Source organism: Bacteroides cellulosilyticus, from assembly GCF_020091405.1.
In the GTDB taxonomy this organism is placed as follows: domain Bacteria; phylum Bacteroidota; class Bacteroidia; order Bacteroidales; family Bacteroidaceae; genus Bacteroides.
The window spans coordinates 4,084,271-4,100,753 of sequence record NZ_CP081903.1 but is presented as its reverse complement, the minus strand read 5'-3'; the positions used below and the strand labels follow the sequence as shown (position 1 = coordinate 4,100,753).

At 40.8% G+C, this 16,483-nt stretch carries 13 protein-coding genes; 7 read left to right on the top strand and 6 right to left on the bottom strand.

What is annotated here, in order from left to right; all coding sequences use genetic code 11:
* Positions 1–40 precede the first annotated feature (40 nt).
* From K6V21_RS15245 to K6V21_RS15215, 7 genes are all read left to right on the top strand, one after another.
* Positions 41–583, top strand: a complete 543-nt coding sequence (locus K6V21_RS15245; protein WP_224319137.1) for an RNA polymerase sigma-70 factor — start codon at positions 41–43, stop codon at positions 581–583.
* 59 nt (positions 584–642) lie between these two features.
* Positions 643–1,635 carry a FecR family protein gene (locus tag K6V21_RS15240; RefSeq protein WP_224319136.1) on the top strand — a complete coding sequence of 331 codons (993 nt, stop codon included), beginning with the start codon at positions 643–645 and terminating at the stop codon, positions 1,633–1,635.
* Between the two features lie 159 nt (positions 1,636–1,794).
* Positions 1,795–5,136 (top strand): TonB-dependent receptor, encoded by a 3,342-nt coding sequence (locus K6V21_RS15235; protein WP_224319135.1) that lies wholly within the window; start codon positions 1,795–1,797, stop codon positions 5,134–5,136.
* A gap of 22 nt (positions 5,137–5,158) precedes the next feature.
* On the top strand, positions 5,159–6,754 hold the full coding sequence (locus K6V21_RS15230) for a RagB/SusD family nutrient uptake outer membrane protein (RefSeq protein ID WP_224319134.1): 1,596 nt from the start codon (positions 5,159–5,161) through the stop codon (positions 6,752–6,754).
* 34 nt (positions 6,755–6,788) lie between these two features.
* Complete coding sequence (locus K6V21_RS15225; RefSeq protein WP_224319133.1) at positions 6,789–7,742, top strand: glycoside hydrolase family 18; 954 nt, start codon at positions 6,789–6,791, stop codon at positions 7,740–7,742.
* A gap of 63 nt (positions 7,743–7,805) precedes the next feature.
* A complete protein-coding gene (locus K6V21_RS15220) occupies positions 7,806–9,377 on the top strand; it encodes a BT_3987 domain-containing protein (RefSeq protein WP_224319132.1) in 1,572 nt (523 codons plus the stop codon).
* Between the two features lie 55 nt (positions 9,378–9,432).
* Positions 9,433–10,692 (top strand): DUF1735 and LamG domain-containing protein, encoded by a 1,260-nt coding sequence (locus K6V21_RS15215; protein ID WP_224319131.1) that lies wholly within the window; start codon positions 9,433–9,435, stop codon positions 10,690–10,692.
* Between the two features lie 225 nt (positions 10,693–10,917).
* Here K6V21_RS15215 and K6V21_RS15210 read toward each other — a convergent pair whose 3' ends face one another.
* The 6 genes from K6V21_RS15210 to K6V21_RS15185 form a co-directional block, all read right to left on the bottom strand.
* Positions 10,918–11,112 carry a hypothetical protein gene (locus tag K6V21_RS15210; RefSeq protein WP_224319130.1) on the bottom strand — a complete coding sequence of 65 codons (195 nt, stop codon included), beginning with the start codon at positions 11,110–11,112 and terminating at the stop codon, positions 10,918–10,920.
* A 13-nt stretch (positions 11,113–11,125) separates the two neighbouring features.
* Entirely contained in the window at positions 11,126–12,637 is a 1,512-nt protein-coding gene (locus K6V21_RS15205; RefSeq protein WP_217713817.1) for an argonaute/piwi family protein, read from the bottom strand.
* Entirely contained in the window at positions 12,630–14,021 is a 1,392-nt protein-coding gene (locus K6V21_RS15200) for a toll/interleukin-1 receptor domain-containing protein (RefSeq protein ID WP_217713818.1), read from the bottom strand. Before K6V21_RS15200 ends, K6V21_RS15205 begins: the two co-directional genes overlap by 8 nt.
* A 3-nt stretch (positions 14,022–14,024) precedes the next feature.
* Positions 14,025–14,228: a helix-turn-helix transcriptional regulator gene (locus K6V21_RS15195; protein ID WP_217713819.1), complete on the bottom strand. Its 204-nt coding sequence runs from the start codon at positions 14,226–14,228 to the stop codon at positions 14,025–14,027.
* Positions 14,229–14,473: 245 nt separating this feature from the next.
* Positions 14,474–14,791 (bottom strand): group II intron maturase-specific domain-containing protein, encoded by a 318-nt coding sequence (locus tag K6V21_RS15190; protein ID WP_224322052.1) that lies wholly within the window; start codon positions 14,789–14,791, stop codon positions 14,474–14,476.
* Positions 14,792–14,963: 172 nt separating this feature from the next.
* Positions 14,964–16,154 (bottom strand): site-specific integrase, encoded by a 1,191-nt coding sequence (locus K6V21_RS15185; protein WP_224319129.1) that lies wholly within the window; start codon positions 16,152–16,154, stop codon positions 14,964–14,966.
* Between the last annotated feature and the right edge of the window lie 329 nt (positions 16,155–16,483).

Sequence of the window (16,483 nt, the reverse complement as noted above, 5' to 3'; positions counted from 1 at the left end):
GAAAGCGACAAGGAGAATACACTTTAACAATAAAGATACTATGATTCAAGACCATAATTTGGCGCTACATTTTGAAACAATATTCAAAACTCACTATTCGTCAGTGAAACATTTCATCTTCTTCCTTCTGAAATCAGAGCAAGACGCCGAAGACTTGGCACAAGATGTTTTCACTCGGTTGTGGAGTAAGCCCGAAATATGGAGTAACCAAGAAGAAAGCAATGGATACATTTTCACAACAGCCCGCAACGTGACACTTAACTTCATCAAACATAAAAAGTTGGAGCAACACTATCAAGAGGAACAGATACAGGAAAACTTAATCAAAGAACTATGTGTTTCAGAAGATCCGTTGAATCCCATCTATCACGATGAATTACAACTGATTCTTGATTTAGCTTTGAACCGACTTCCCACGCGGCGTAAAATGATTTTCGAGATGAGCCGTTTGAACGGAATGAACAATCAGGAAATAGCTTCAACGCTCAATATTTCCGTACGTACAGTAGAACACCAGATCTATCTAACACTACAAGAATTAAAAAAAATCATCTTTATTTTATTTTTTCTGCATTTTCTTTAAGTAGCCAGGACAGTTCAGTTGTGGTATATATAGAAGTCCTCTATAAATAACACGAAATTATGAAAAATTACTTTCAGAAAATACTGACTCTATTCACCAGATACAGCTATTCAGCTAATACCGAACAGCATTTTTACAGATGGCTGACAAACAGTGACCATGAGAATGAAAAAATCAAGGCATTGAAAGAACTTTTCGCTGAAGCTCAAAATATGGGGGAAGTCGAGAACTTGGAAAAGTCACTCAGCAAATGGAAAATAAATAATGGCATCGCTCCTATCCTACCACACAAAGAATCCGGCAGAAAGCTACATTTCGGGCTGTGGCAATCTGCAGCGACAGTGTTGTTAATAATATCTCTTTCCTTAGGTTACTTGCTCTATCAAGTAGAAAATACTGAAACCGACTTGGTACAACAATTCATCCCGACGGCAGAAATGAAAAACATACTCTTACCGGACGGAAGTCAGGTTCAAATAAATTCCCAAAGCACCTTACTTTATCCCAGACAATTCACAGGTCAAACCAGAAGTGTATATTTGATAGGAGAAGCAAACTTCAAAGTCAAGCCCGACAAGCACCATCCATTTGTTGTCAAATCGGGGGATTTTCAAATAACCGCCTTAGGCACCGAGTTCAATGTAACAGCCTACGCGGACAAAGATATTAGTACCACCTTGCTTTCAGGCCGTATTCTTGTGCAATATGATAATATGAGCCAACAGGTCATACTCAGTCCCAACCAGCAATTTTCCTTTGATAAAAAAAGTAGAAAATCCTATCTGAACTACCCCGATATAGATGATGTCACAGCTTGGCAACGGGGAGAGCTGGTATTCCGTCAAACCACGGTATCGGATATCATCCGTGTATTGGAACGAAAATACAATTACAAGTTCATCTACAGTCTTCATGATTTAAAAAATGACCGTTTCAGCTTCAGGTTCAGGGACAATGCTTCATTGACCGAAGTAATGGATGTAATTGTCGATGTAGCCGGTTATCTGGATTTTAAAATAGAGAAAGACAAATGTTACATTATGCAGAAATAAAATAATTATAAACCTCAAATAATCAATAACATGTAAAAAAGTACCCGGGAGCAGAGCCCCCTCACGCTCCCGGATATGAAATAGAAATTAAAGTACCGGAGTGCAAACTCTATTATTTTCTTATAGTTCAACCGAGTTAACAAACTAATACTTAAATTCATGTTGCAAAGTTACAAATTCATTGGATATAAACGGGCAACAAAAAGATGTTTTGTACTATTTCTATGCTTATTTTTGTACCAAACATTATCTTTTGCCCAGAATGGTATACAAATAACCATTCAGAAAAAGAATATCACGATTATTGATGCCTTGAAGGAAGTGGAGAAACAATCCCGATTATCTATAGGCTACAATGATTCGCAACTGAAAGACAAGCCGGCACTGAATCTCAGTTTAAAAAATGTCGGGCTTGAAAACGCCCTTTCAACAATTCTCCAAGAAACAGGTTATACCTATCAACTGACAGAGAATTATATTAAAATCATTCCTCAGCAAGTACCTGTAACCACAACAGTCAAAAAGATAAGTGGAAAAGTTGTTGATGAAAACAATCAGCCTCTTATCGGAGTAAATATCCGAATAGAAGGCTCGGATTTGGGAGTCATCACTGATTTAAATGGCAATTTCACTACCGAAGCCCCCATAGGTAGTACACTGAACTTTTCCTACATAGGATATGTCTCACAGACAATAAAAGTTACCGACAAAAGTATGTACAACATACAATTATCCCCCAATGTGGAAATCCTGAACGAAGTGGTTGTCACCGCTCTGGGTATCAAACGTGAGCAAAAAGCCCTCAGCTACAACGTACAGCAGGTAAAAGCAGACCAGTTAACCAATATCAAAGATGCCAACTTTGTCAATAGCCTGAATGGTAAGGTGGCAGGTGTTGTCATCAACAGCAGTTCCTCCGGTGTGGGTGGAGCTAGCAAGGTGGTAATGCGCGGTACAAAATCTATCGAACAAAGCAGTAATGCGCTTTATGTAATCGATGGTATCCCGATGTACAACTTCGGCAGTGGTGGTTCTACCGAAAACGGCTCACAAGGAGCAACGGAAAGCATTGCCGACCTTAACCCTGATGATATTGAAAGCCTTTCCGTACTGACTGGTGCAGCCGCCGCGGCTCTTTATGGCAGTAATGCCGCCAACGGAGCCATCGTTATCACTACCAAACGCGGAAAAGTGGGCAAAATGCAAGCTACCCTATCCAGTAATACCGAATTTGTCAAACCATTTGTGTTACCCCGTTTCCAGAACCGCTACGGAACGGGAAACATGGGAAAAACGGACGGCTCTACCACGCTAAGCTGGGGACCGTTGCTGAACGATGCATCCCGTAAAGGATATGAGCCACGTGATTTTTTCGACACCGGTATCACTTACACCAATTCCGTCACGCTATCTACGGGAACGGATAAAAACCAGACATTCTTCTCGGTAGCAGCGGTAAACTCCGACGGAATTATTCCCAATAACAGGTACAATCGTTTCAACTTCACTTTCCGAAATACAACAAATTTCCTAAACGATAAGCTGAAACTTGACGTAGGAGCAAACTATATCATCCAAAACGATCGCAACATGACCAATCAGGGAGCTTATTCCAACCCGATAGTTCCAGTTTATCTGTTTCCGCGCGGTGACGATTTCAGCCTGATAAAAGCATTCGAGCGTTGGGACCCCGCACGTAAAATCAAAACCATGTACTGGCCACAGGGCGAGGGTGACCTTCGTATGCAGAATCCATACTGGATTGCATACCGCAACTTACGCACCAATTACAAGAAACGTTACATGCTCTCCGCTTCTCTAAGCTACGACGTAACCGACTGGTTCAACGTATCCGGGCGCGTACGAGTGGATAATTCCAATACTAAATACGAGGAAAAACTCTACGCCAGCTCCAACCCTACACTAACCGAAGGTAGTACACAAGGATTCTATGCCATATCCAAACCGGACGAAACACAGATATATGCCGACGTGCTGGCAAATATCAATAAGCGTTTCGGCAACTATTCCCTTGTAGTCAATGTCGGAGCAAGTATTGTGGATAATAAATACGATGAGCTGAGCTACCGCGGTCCGATACGCGCCAACGGTATTCCGAATGTTTTTAATGTGTTTGACCTCGACAACACACAAAAGAAAGCGCGCCAAGACGAATGGGAAGAGCAGACACAGTCTGTTTTTGCCAGTGCCGAACTCGGCTGGAAAAGTATGCTTTATCTTACACTCACCGGACGCAACGACTGGGCTTCACAACTGGCCAATTCCTCAACCTCATCATTCTTCTACCCATCAGTGGGAATTTCTGCACTCATCTCCGAAATGATGAAACTACCTGAGTGGGTTGACTTCCTGAAAGTACGCGGCTCGTTTAGTTCTGTTGGTATGCCTTATCCACGCAACCTGACATCGCCTACCTATGAATACGATGAAACCACCCAAACATGGAAGCCAAAGACGCATTATCCCATCGGGGACCTCAAACCCGAACGTACCAATTCATGGGAGGTCGGGCTCGACATGCGTTTGTTCAAGGATTTCAGCCTGGGCTTATCGTGGTATCTCGCCAATACGTTCAACCAGACCTTCGACCCGAAAATCTCCGTATCCTCCGGTTACACCACTATATATTTGCAAACAGGTTACGTACGTAATAAAGGAATCGAACTCTCCCTCGGTTACGGGCACACATGGAAAAAAGACCTTCGTTGGCAAACCAACTTCACACTGAGTCACAACAAGAATAAAATCATCGAACTGGTGAAGAACTACGTACATCCCGAAACTGGTGAAATCATCAATAAAGACCGCCTGGATGTAGGCGGACTCGGCAAAGCGCGTTTTATTCTGAAGCCGGGTGGTACGTTGGGCGACCTTTATACACAGGCCGATTTGAAACGTGATAACAACGGAATGGTCGAGATCTCCCCCTCCGGAACCATAACGACAGAAAGCAACCTGCCCGACATCAAGCTCGGGAGCGTCTTTCCTAAATGCAATCTGGCATGGAGCAACCAGTTCTCCTGGAACGGTTTCAGCGTCAGTGCATTGTTTACAGCACGCATAGGTGGCATTGTTTATTCGGCTACGGAAGCGGCAATGGACCAGTATGGTGTATCTGAAGTTTCAGCCCTTGCCCGCGACAATGGCGGAGTGCTGATAAACGGACGTAATATGATCGCCCCGCAGACCTATTACACTGCCATCGGTTCCCAGTTGGGATTGCCACAATATTACACCTACAGCGCCACCAACATACGCCTGCAGGAAGCAAGCATAGGCTACACACTTCCGCGCAAATGGCTGCACAATGTATGTGATATCCAAGTATCCGTTGTGGGACGTAACCTTTGGATGATTTACAACAAAGCTCCTTTCGATCCCGAAGCCGTTGCCACAACAGGCAACTACTACCAGGGAATCGACTTTTTTATGCTGCCGAGTACACGCAACGTCGGCTTGAATGTGAAAATCAACTTTTAACGGATAAAAAACAAAAGATATTATGAAACATACAACGTCTATCTTAAAGTTGTTCTCACTTGCACTGCTACTTGTCACCGGAGCTGCCTGTACGGACAATTTCGACAAAATCAACCGGAAGGACTACCAAGTGGACAAGGAAGAATTGGGGCGCGAAGGCTACAACGTCGGTGCAAGTCTCAAAGGCTTGCAAGGGTTAGTAATCCCCACAGAAGAACATCTCTATCAATTTATAGAGCCACTCGCCGCAGGCGCATTTGCCGGTTACTTCAGCACCACGACGGAATGGACAGCCAAATTCGAAACCTACAACCCGCCTATTGACTGGCAGGAAGCGCCTTTCTCAGACATCATGACGCGTACCTACCCGTTTTATCGCGACTTACTCCAAGAAACGGAAGACCCCGTAGCACTCGCATTGGGCAAACTGTTACGTATCATCATCATGCATCGAGTGACGGATATGTACGGTCCTATCCCTTACTCCAAAGTCATCTCCAAGACGGGGGACGCTTCCCTCACCGTACCTTACGATTCACAGGAAGATGTATATAAACAGATGCTCAAGGAACTGGACGAAGTAGTCGCCACTCTCAAAGATAACCTCAGCCTGAGTGCCGAAGCCTATCGCAAATACGACGACGTATATCAGGGAGACCTCTCCAAATGGTTAAAATTCACCAACTCGCTGAAGCTGCGCATGGCCATGCGCATGACCTACGTACCGGAGATGCAGGCTGAAATTCGACGGATAGCCGAAGAAGCCGTCACATCGGGGGTTCTTACAGCAAATACAGACAATGCCTTCCTGAAAGTGGAAGAAAACCGTCCCGCCATGATATTCAACGACTGGAACGATTCCCGTATAGGAGCCGACATCATCTCATACATGAACGGCTATAAAGACCCGCGACGTGAGAAAATGTTTACTACGGTAGATGTGTACGATGAATATTGGAATCTTGTTAAGGGCTGGGTAGGCATTCGTATCGGTATCGACGCAACCAACAAGGATTACATAATCACGGCATCGAGCAATTACATGACTACTAAGACTGATCCCATTATGTGGATGAATGCCGCCGAAATCACCTTTCTGCGTGCCGAAGGTGCCCTGCGCGGCTGGAATATGGGAGGTGAGGCCAAAGACCTGTATAACCAGGCCATCGCCCTTTCTTTTGAACAGTGGGGAGTAACAGAAGCTAACACTTATGCTGCAAATACCACTGACATGCCGCTAATCTACACAGATGCATTGTACTATATGTACGATGACACTGCAGGCCCCCGCAGCACCATTACCATTGCCTGGGAGGATGGCGCTGAACACTTTGAGCGCAATCTCGAACGTATCATTACCCAAAAATGGATTGCTAATTTCCCGTTAGGAGTCGAATCCTGGAGTGAATTCCGTCGCACAGGATATCCAAGACTGATACCGGTGGTAGAGAACAAAAGTGGTGGTATTATCGACACCAACCACATGATACGCCGTTTGTGGTATCCGCCTACCGAATACACCGAGAATGCGGATAACATTAATCTGGCAATAGGTTTGCTGGGAGGACCGGACAACGGAGGTACGCGCTTGTGGTGGGACAAAAAGCCATTCCAATAACAGTTAGAACTAAAATTATATATACTAAAAAGATATGAAAATGAAAATTTCAATCAAAAAACTGTATACCGGACTACTCTTGCTGTTAGTCATCGTAATGACTGCATCATGTAGCGACTGGAACGAACCGACGCCTGTGGATATCAACCCTCAACACGTCAAGGAACAGAATTCCGAACTTTGGGCACGTTATATGGAGGTACTACGCATTTACAAGCAAGAACACCCGCACTATATAGCCTACGGTAACTTTGACAATGGAGCCGAACAGCCCGTGAACGAAGGGAATTATCTTCGCTCACTACCCGATTCACTGGACATTGTCACTTTAGCCAATCCGGAAAACATAACCGCTTATGACCGTGAGGATATCCTCATATTGCAAGAAAAAAGCATACGAGTACTCTATCTCGTGGATTATGTCGCAAAGATGGCCGATCTCACCGATGTATCCGCATTGGGTACATGGCTGGATAAGGCTGTGGCTGCCGCCACTGAGTTGAAGCTGGACGGATTCGCTTTCAACGGATTGCCAAGTTATGGCGGAAGTGCCGCCGAACAGGCTGCGCGCAAAGAAGCCGCACAACTTATTGTCTCCAAACTATCGACCGCCGGTAAAACACTCGTATTTGAGGGCGATCCTGCCTTTGTGGATGCTGGCGACCTGGATAAACTAAACTACGTAGTATTGAATACTGCCGGTATAGAGAGCGCCGTGAACTTGAAAATACAAGTAAAGAACGTACTGGAAACTTATGGTACGCTGTTGCCCAAAGAAAAACTGTTACTGGCAGCCAAAACAGGTTCCACTTTGATAGACGAGGAAAATATGAAGCAAGACGCAGTGTCGGACATGACCGACCGGGTAGTGTCCCTCGGACCTTTGGGTGGACTGGCTATATACGCTTTGGGTGATGGATATTATCAAGCTAATATGAATTACCGGACATGCCGGGCGGCCATACAGTTGATGAATCCGTCGAAGTGAAGCTACTAACGGTAACTACAAATCATTTTATTATCTACGTAAATACTCTAAATTTTATTTTTTATGAATAACTCATTAAAATATTTCGCTTTTTCAATGTTGCTGGTAGCAATGGCGGGGTGCGTGGAAGACAGCATTACACAAGCCGTAGGTATACTACCGGACGAAACATCGATGAACAGCGTAGGAGGTCAGTTGTATAGTATAAAAACTTTCTCCAACGAGATAACCATCGATATGTATGAAGGTGACAAGGCGACTACCGACATAATAAGCTATGCACTAACAAAGCCCGCGACAGCGGCTGTTACGGTAAAAGTCGTTCCCGATCCGACGCTTGTGTCGGAATATAACAAAAAAAGTGATGTTACAATGTTTCCATTTCCCACCACTAATGTAATAATCGGAGAAGACGGCGTGCTCACCGTGCCTGCCGGAAAGACAGTATCCGGTAGTATTGGCATTGCTCTTTCTTCCGAAGGGCTGGAATCGGAAAAAAACTATCTGCTGGCAATCGCTTTGGCGCAAAAACCTGCCGAAGTAGAAGATCAAACCACTAAACAAGTCATTTATTACAAAGTAAGTTTCCAGAAGAAAAAGACTACATTTGAGCAGTCCGGTCAGTTGATAGAAATTCCCAAGGACTTTGTACCCGGTGTGATATCAGTACTCTACGTAAATACGGAAGCATATAATCCTCTGATTGCCAGCGCATGGGGTTTTCAGAATTATCAAGAACAAAAAAATTATAATATCGGGAATATAGTCAACCTGAAAAGAGCGTTGATAGGATACGATGCTTCCAGTAGGCGTGCTTTACTCGAACCGGGAAAGGATCTGGCCTATGTATTGGAACATAGAAACAAATATATCCGCCTCCTTCAGGATTATAATCGCAAAGTATGTCTTTGCATTGAGAATGGTGGCAAGGGCATAGGCTTCTGTAATATGAACGATGCACAGATAGCAGACTTTGTCCGCCAAGTGAAAGATATAGTGAACAGCTATTACTTGGATGGCGTAAATCTTTGGGACGACGATAGCAAATACGGCAAAGCTGGAATGCCGGAAATGAACACCACTTCATATCCCCGGCTAATCAAGGCGCTACATGAAGCCATGCCCGACAAGCTGCTGACGCTGGTGGATAAAGGCGATGCCACGGAATATTTCTATGACGCAGCCAAGTGTGGAAACATAGAGGTAGGCAAATACATCGATTATGCATGGCATGGCTACTTCTCACTTAATGAAGAATTGCAAATCATCAATCCCAATGCGGATGGCAGCCCTCAGCAATATAGCAAATATGCACGCAGACTTATAGCCGGATTGGACGAGAACCGTTATGGAAGTGTAACCGTAGTTCGCAATGACAAAAATTACTCTTTCAGTTTCAAGGATAATTCGATGGCAAATCTCAAAAAATGGGCAGAAGAAGGAAAGAAAAAAAGTGATCTCCTGGTTTTCGGTACTGACCTTATTGGAAATGAATATCAAGAGAGAGAAAATTCGCAACGTTTTACGTTGGGAGACTATACTTCTTCTTTCATAAATTCACTTTCGTATAATGCATTTCCTTTAGACCCAAAAGTAGAACAACCTGCTGATAATGGATATCACAAAGATTGGTAAATGCGGATTAAAGACCAAGTAGTCTATATTGTTTAACCATTTAAATGAAAATCACATGAAAACAGAAAATATTCATTGGGGCATTCTTCCATCCGCCTCTTTCATAAGTATGGTCGCAGCCCTCCTGCTATCAGTAACGGCATGCGACAACAAAGATTACAGCAAGGACTCTCCTTTCGACAATGCCGTGTATATAGATGCGGCAAAGGTGAAAGATGTAGCCAATTTCACCTTCAATAATACCAAAGAAACCGGACAACTTGTGCTATCTGCCGAACTGGCATATCCTATAGAACGGGATGTGGATGTTACCTTCAAGGTAGATCCCTCTCTGATAAGTTTATATAACGCCCGTTTGGGCACTGACTACCCCGTACTGGATACCAAATATTACAAGTTCGCAAAACAGAATGTCGTCATTCCCAAAGGGGAAGTAAACTCAAAAACAGACACTATCAGCTTTTCCGGTCTCACCGACCTCACCATCGATGCCGGATATTTGTTACCCGTCACCATCGAACAAGCATCGGGCGGAATAGGCACACTGAACGGTTCTAAAACCATTTGCTACGTCGTACGCCGTTCCAGTGCCATCACTGTAGCCGTCAGCTTGACGGACAACTTCTTCAGCGTACCCGGCTTTGATGCCGGAAGCCCCACGGCCAATGTAGTAAATAATATGACGCAACTTACTTTCGAAGCTATCATTCGCATCAACAAGTTCATCATGACCGAAGACATCTCCACCATCATGGGCATCGAGCAATATTGTCTCTTCCGCTTGGGTGATTCCGGCTTCCCACGGCAGCAACTGCAATTTTCCGCCAACGAAATCAAGTTTCCTAAGGCTGACGAGGGCAAGTCGTTACAACCTGGTGAGTGGTATCACGTAGCTGTAGCCTACGACACAGAGGCTAAAACCGCAGCCATCTATGTGGACGGTAAGCTGCAAAGCAATATCGAAGACTACGGCAATGGTGAACCCATCAATCTGGGCAAACAGGTCGCAGGTAAGGGCTACCATTTCGAAATAGGTCACTCCTATGGCATTGATCCTGTCACTCTTGTGCGCATGCTCAACGGTGAAATCTGCGAAGTACGCATTTGGAATGTGGTACGTACGCAAGAGGAAATCTACAAGAATATGTACGACGTTGATCCCCAAACGCCAGGGCTGTGCGCATACTGGAAATTCAACGATGGTAAAGGGCACAATACCGCGAAAGATTTTACGGGTAATGGAAACGATGCAGTAGCTTACGCAAACGCTGTATGGCCGGACGGCATCGAAGTACCGCAGAAGAATAAAAAATGAAACAGATGTTCTGTAAAGCTCTCACTTTTAACCTTTAACAGTATAAAGTTGAATATGCCCCAATATACCTTTCAAACACGGATTACACGGGACATCACGGATAAGTTTAAAAAGAAATGTGTAATCCGTGCCATCCTTGCTTGAATTGTATTAATAATGCGAATCAGTAGTTGAATTTGGTTCATTATTGCACCGATATGAACATAATTCAACTCCTGATTCGCATTAATAATTATTTTTTTTATTGGGAAAAACCGAGTCATCTGCGTTTTGTAATAACTCATATATAAACCGCTTAGAATCTGTATATAAGTCACGGGATAATGACTTCAAGGATTCAGCTTGGTTGATAGCTTGCTCCGGCAAAGCATAACGTGTATTATTATCAAATATTCTTTTTATATGTTCTGATAAATTCATAAATATTATGCTTTTAGATGTAATGTTTGAAAGGCAAAACCCCTGTTTTGATATCTTTTCCTGCGGTAAGAATCTCACCAATGGAATCTGCAAATTTTAAAGTAACTGGCACTCCATCTCCATAGATACACGCATTGTAATTCAGCTTCGTTAAACTTAATATATCTTTACATACAGTATCAATATTTGCACTTCCCCTTGTTATTGCAATGTCAACCGGATTAGGCGTTTCCAATCCCATTTGTGTCTTAAATCTTGGAATAAACCCTTTTGTCCACAATAAAGCCTTCGAATCATCATATTGCAACATCGTTCCCCGTGGTACACAATATGAGAAACCTCTGTAAAGCTTAAATGTACCATTTGCTCTAATCCTAACCCCTATAATTTGTGATTTTCCCTGTACCGCTTCTTCAAATCCTTTCCACTCAACATCATCAAAATATGTTTTTGCATGAATGAATATTTCTTTCGGGTAATTTCCAAATTTACTATAATATGATTCTAATGATTGAGATATAATTTCATAAGCATCTTGTTCCGACAAATGAAACTCTCCACTTTTAGGGTTCCACCAAGGGCCAACATTCCCTTTGAAAACCATTCCATCACCAGAATCTAAAAACATTTGAGCAGCACAACAAGCGTTCTTGTTATTAGAGTCAGATTCTATTTTTTTATAAACTAAACCAAGGTAACAAACGCCATTACGAACATCTCCCAGCTTCCAAGGAAGTCCACCTAATTTGTAATATAATGTATTCGCAATATTCCATGCTTTAGCTGTGTCGAATTTTCGCTCTTCATCAATTCGTTTTTGGGGATAAATATCTTCGTATGCGATTTTACTTTCTCGGATTATTTGAGTAACAATCTTTGATGATAATATTTTTGCTTTTAATTGATTATGAAAATTTACTTCAAATTCGTACGCTTCCCGTAGCAAATCCTTTTCTTCCTGAAAGAATAAGTCCATTTGAGCCGAATTACGGTCTTGTTTCTTTAATCCAACATTGACATTTTCCTCTGATTTCGGAATTTTAGAATTGGGTCGTCCAAACTGATAGATGATTTCAGGAATAACAACAAACCAAACATCAACAGGCATTTCTTCTTTTTCCGTGTATTCGATTAATTGTGTTACATACAAATTTACCCAATTATGAACCCGTTGATGAGAATCAGTATAATTCAGGTATTTATTGATTTCATCTTCTTTAATATCAATTTGAATGATATTATCAAAATTGACTGATATCCCAAAAATAGTTTCCAATCCAGGGAAATTGGGGCGTGCTATGCTGGGGTCGGAATTAATGACTGGCGAATGAATTTTCTTCAAATAATCAACCATCTTATCCCTAAGCCCCTTGGTTCCAATAACACCAATGTTCTTAATCCCTCGGATTTTCATTTGATCAAAAGGACCAAATAGCATTAATCCATCTCTAGGGTCAATCGCTTTTTGAGCATTTCCAAATGTCAAGAGCGGTTCATCTATGTATTTAAGTACTGGTTCAATCATCGGATTCTCCTTCTTCAGTTATCTCTTCAATATATGCTTCCACTTTATCAATATCCATCTTAGCATTGGGATCATTATAACCCACTTCACTCCAAAACATTTCAGGCCATTCTTTCATTTCCAAGTCATATTCATCACTCACAGAAACCTTAATCTTGATTTTTCCATCTTCATCTTTCAATCGCTGAATAAAGGCTAATTGTAAATCTCTCCATTCTTCGTTAAAAAATCTTTTCCCTTTCTTTCTTCTATATGAATGTTGTTTTTTATCGTCATCAATAATTTTAAATCCATCGGAAGTAAATAGAATATGAGATTTTATAGAAAATCCAACAATTGGAAACAATATTGTTTGGATGGAAATACCATAGTGCCAAGAACCAATATTTTCATATTTTCCTAAAATAGACTTTGACTTCTTCCTGTTCCCAAACGGATAGGTAAAGTCTATCTTCTTCACCCAATCATATTTTGGCAAGAAATACGCTATTCTTTTATTTGACATTTCATATTTTTTTAGCCATTTCCGCCAAAACAAATTTGATGCAATGCAACAATACAATAATCTTTTGAAATGATTTTCGACTTCTCTGTGCTGCGGGAACTTATCTGATTCAAATCCTTCAAGAACATCACTTAAAGAAAATGTATATGTATTTTCGGGTAACACTTCAATTTGCTCACCATCCCTTAATACCGTAAAATTTAGTTTCTTGTCAAATGATGACAGTATGTTTGACTGAAGGCTGATTGGAATATCTTTATTTAAATCTCGAATTGCTTTGGCTTGCGCAGCATTTGTAAACAGATACATGTAAAATTGCTGGGGAATGTCTTTGACTTGCCACCATGAAGTATAAAACAATTCCGTTTTTGAGATGATTGAGCAATTTGATATGTATTCATTCTCATACCACTCTGAAAAGGTAGATTCTATATTCATCGACTTTTTAGGAACAGCATCCTTTTCAATTTTTTTTAATAATTGTTTTAGGCCGTCAGCCCAATTATCGTTGAATGAGATGTGATTAATGTTTGGCAGTCCAATTACCAAATTATAAGGGGACTCATCTATATGCAGAGGGATAATAAAATCCTGCAATCCATGTTGAGAAGCAATGCTTTTAGCATACTCTATCTCGTTTTCAATTCCGGGCTTTAGAATACCGTCATGTGTCACGATATTCTTTGAATAGACGAATAAGACTTTTATAGAGCTTTCAATGGCTTTCTGTATTGTAGGCCAAAAACGTTCGCCGCCTAATAATCCTTCCTTGTCTATCCATGTATTATAACCAAGCATTTCTAATCTTGATGCTATCCATATGGAAAACTCGTTGTCTTGCGGGGTTGCATGACTGATAAATATAGTATCTCTCGCCATATTTTATTCCTTTGTTGAAACAAGTAAGTCTTTCACATCCACTTTCAAGGCATTGGCGATTTTCACCAATGTTTCAAGCGAAGGTTGTGATTCATTGGTACACCAACGGGAAACAGTAGCTTCATTCTTTTCTAAAGTTTCAGCCAACCACTTTCCGGTTTTATTCTGCTCCACAAGTACGACTTTTAACCTATTTATCTGTTTCATTAGTCATTTTTTTGATGTATTTTGCAAATATAGTGATTTATATTGAATTTCTTAGCTCAATCATATTTTTAGTTATCAACATTTTAAGCAAATCGAGTAGGAAGAAAACGAGAGCAGTTTTCTTCCTACTTTCATTTTCCACCTCTCACACCACCATACGTACCGTTCGGCATACATACGGCGGTTTAATTTATTTTCAAAGCATGTCGTAATGTGTAGTAGTCCAAACAGTTCACTACCCCCTTTTAAGATAGCGATTTCTTGGATATAGCCCGAGCAATACATGTTTTAGTTACCATCCACTGGTACCGATTACCACAAACGGAAGCGCGTTGAGCTAAATCATCGCTAACACCAAGCTTACGACCCCCCCACGTACGTTTCTTCGGTTTCTTCCACAGCTTCCATATTACCACTCGTAGCATCCTGCGCAAATGTTCATCTATCTTCTCCATCTTACTTTTCATGTCAGACAGGCAGAAGTAGTTTATCCATTCACGTATCACGAGATTCAGTCGGGAGATGCGGTCAGACATGGAAATACTCCAGTTCCGCTTGCACAGTCGCTTAAGCTAGCGCTTGAACTTTGTCACTGATTCTTCATGAGGGCGAACGGCCCACCTTTTGGTCGTAGAGTTTGTACTAAAACAGTTTCTTTACAAATAAAATCAATACCAAATTAAGTTTTCTTAAGCTCCATCTATTTTCAATACATGAAGCTTAAGATGTAAAAGTCTAATCTATCTTTGATATGAGTATAGCCAAATCATTACTCAATTTTTCATCTGTAATCTTGGCATACAGTTGAGTAGTTTTTATATTAGTGTGTCCTAAAACCTTAGATAGGCTCTCAATAGGCACACCGTTTGCCAAGCAAACAGTCGTTGCCATCGTATGCCGAGCAACATGAAAGGTTAGATTTTTATGAATACCACATACATCAGCAATCTCTTTTAAATAAGCATTTACTTTTTGGTTACTCGGAACCGGAAACAAATAAGTCGAATCAGGATTATCATATTTTGAAATTAAACTTTTAGGAAGATTAAACAGACGCACATTTGTTGTTTCACCACTTTTATTACGGTTCATACGCAACCATAAATTTCCGTCGTGAGCAATATACAAATGATCTTTGGATAAATTCTTTATATCTATATAAGATAAACCTGTAAACGATGAAAAAACAAAAAGATCCCTGATTAACTCCAACCGTTTAATATCAAAATTCTTCACTATGATTTTTTGAAGCTCTTCTTTAGTCAAATATCCTCTATCCACCTTTTGTAGTTTGATCTGATACTCTGAGAATGGATTCTTTATTATATACCCATTATTTAGAGCAAGGATAATTATTCGCTTGAAAAACTGTAAAAACTTAGCAGTTGTATTGTGTGCACAATGCGCTGTAACACGTAAGTAGACTTCAAATCCACAAATAAATGCATGATTAATATTTTCCAGAATTATATCCTCCAAGCATTTAGTTCGAAGATAGCCTTGTAGATGCTTACGTGTAGTCTCATACTTCCGATAAGTCGTAGCGGATTTGCTTATACCAACCTGCTTCTTTATACTCTCATTATGCAATTCAAATAATGAAAGTAAATAATGTAATTTTTTATCTGCTCCAGTAAAAGCATCTCTAACCTTTTTAGAAGTAGTCATTTGGCCATATAAAGTCTGTTGATAATAAATTTGATTTAACCTGAACCTGATACTTTTCAAAAATAAGTTTGTTTGTTTTGCACTACTCCCTACACACTGATGTAATCGGATATTCCAATTAGCTATTAATGATTTCTGACCAGTACTAACCTCTGTACTTTCACCATTGATAGTGATACGAACCATAATCGGATGTAGGCCCTCCATGTGATTCTGTCTTTTCTTCAAAAAGAATAATAAGGAAAATGTTTGTCTCATAATGATAGGCTTTAAATTAAACAATTACCAAAGGAGAGCAAAAACAATTATACAATAAAGCAAAAAAGTATCTTTTTGAGAAACGAGAGGACAATTAACTCATTATGTGAAAGATAGATATTAAATCGTGGATATTTCTCAGTTCAATTTTGGGACACGATTTAGCCACCCTCAACATCTATTTTTAATGCCAAATTAGAACAAGTAACAAAGAAAAAATATCATAAAATACTAATTATCAACACAATACAACACATTAACAAATAGGTTCGGGAGATTTAAAGAACTAAAAAACCCTTGTAAATCATTGATTTACAAGGGGTTATAAT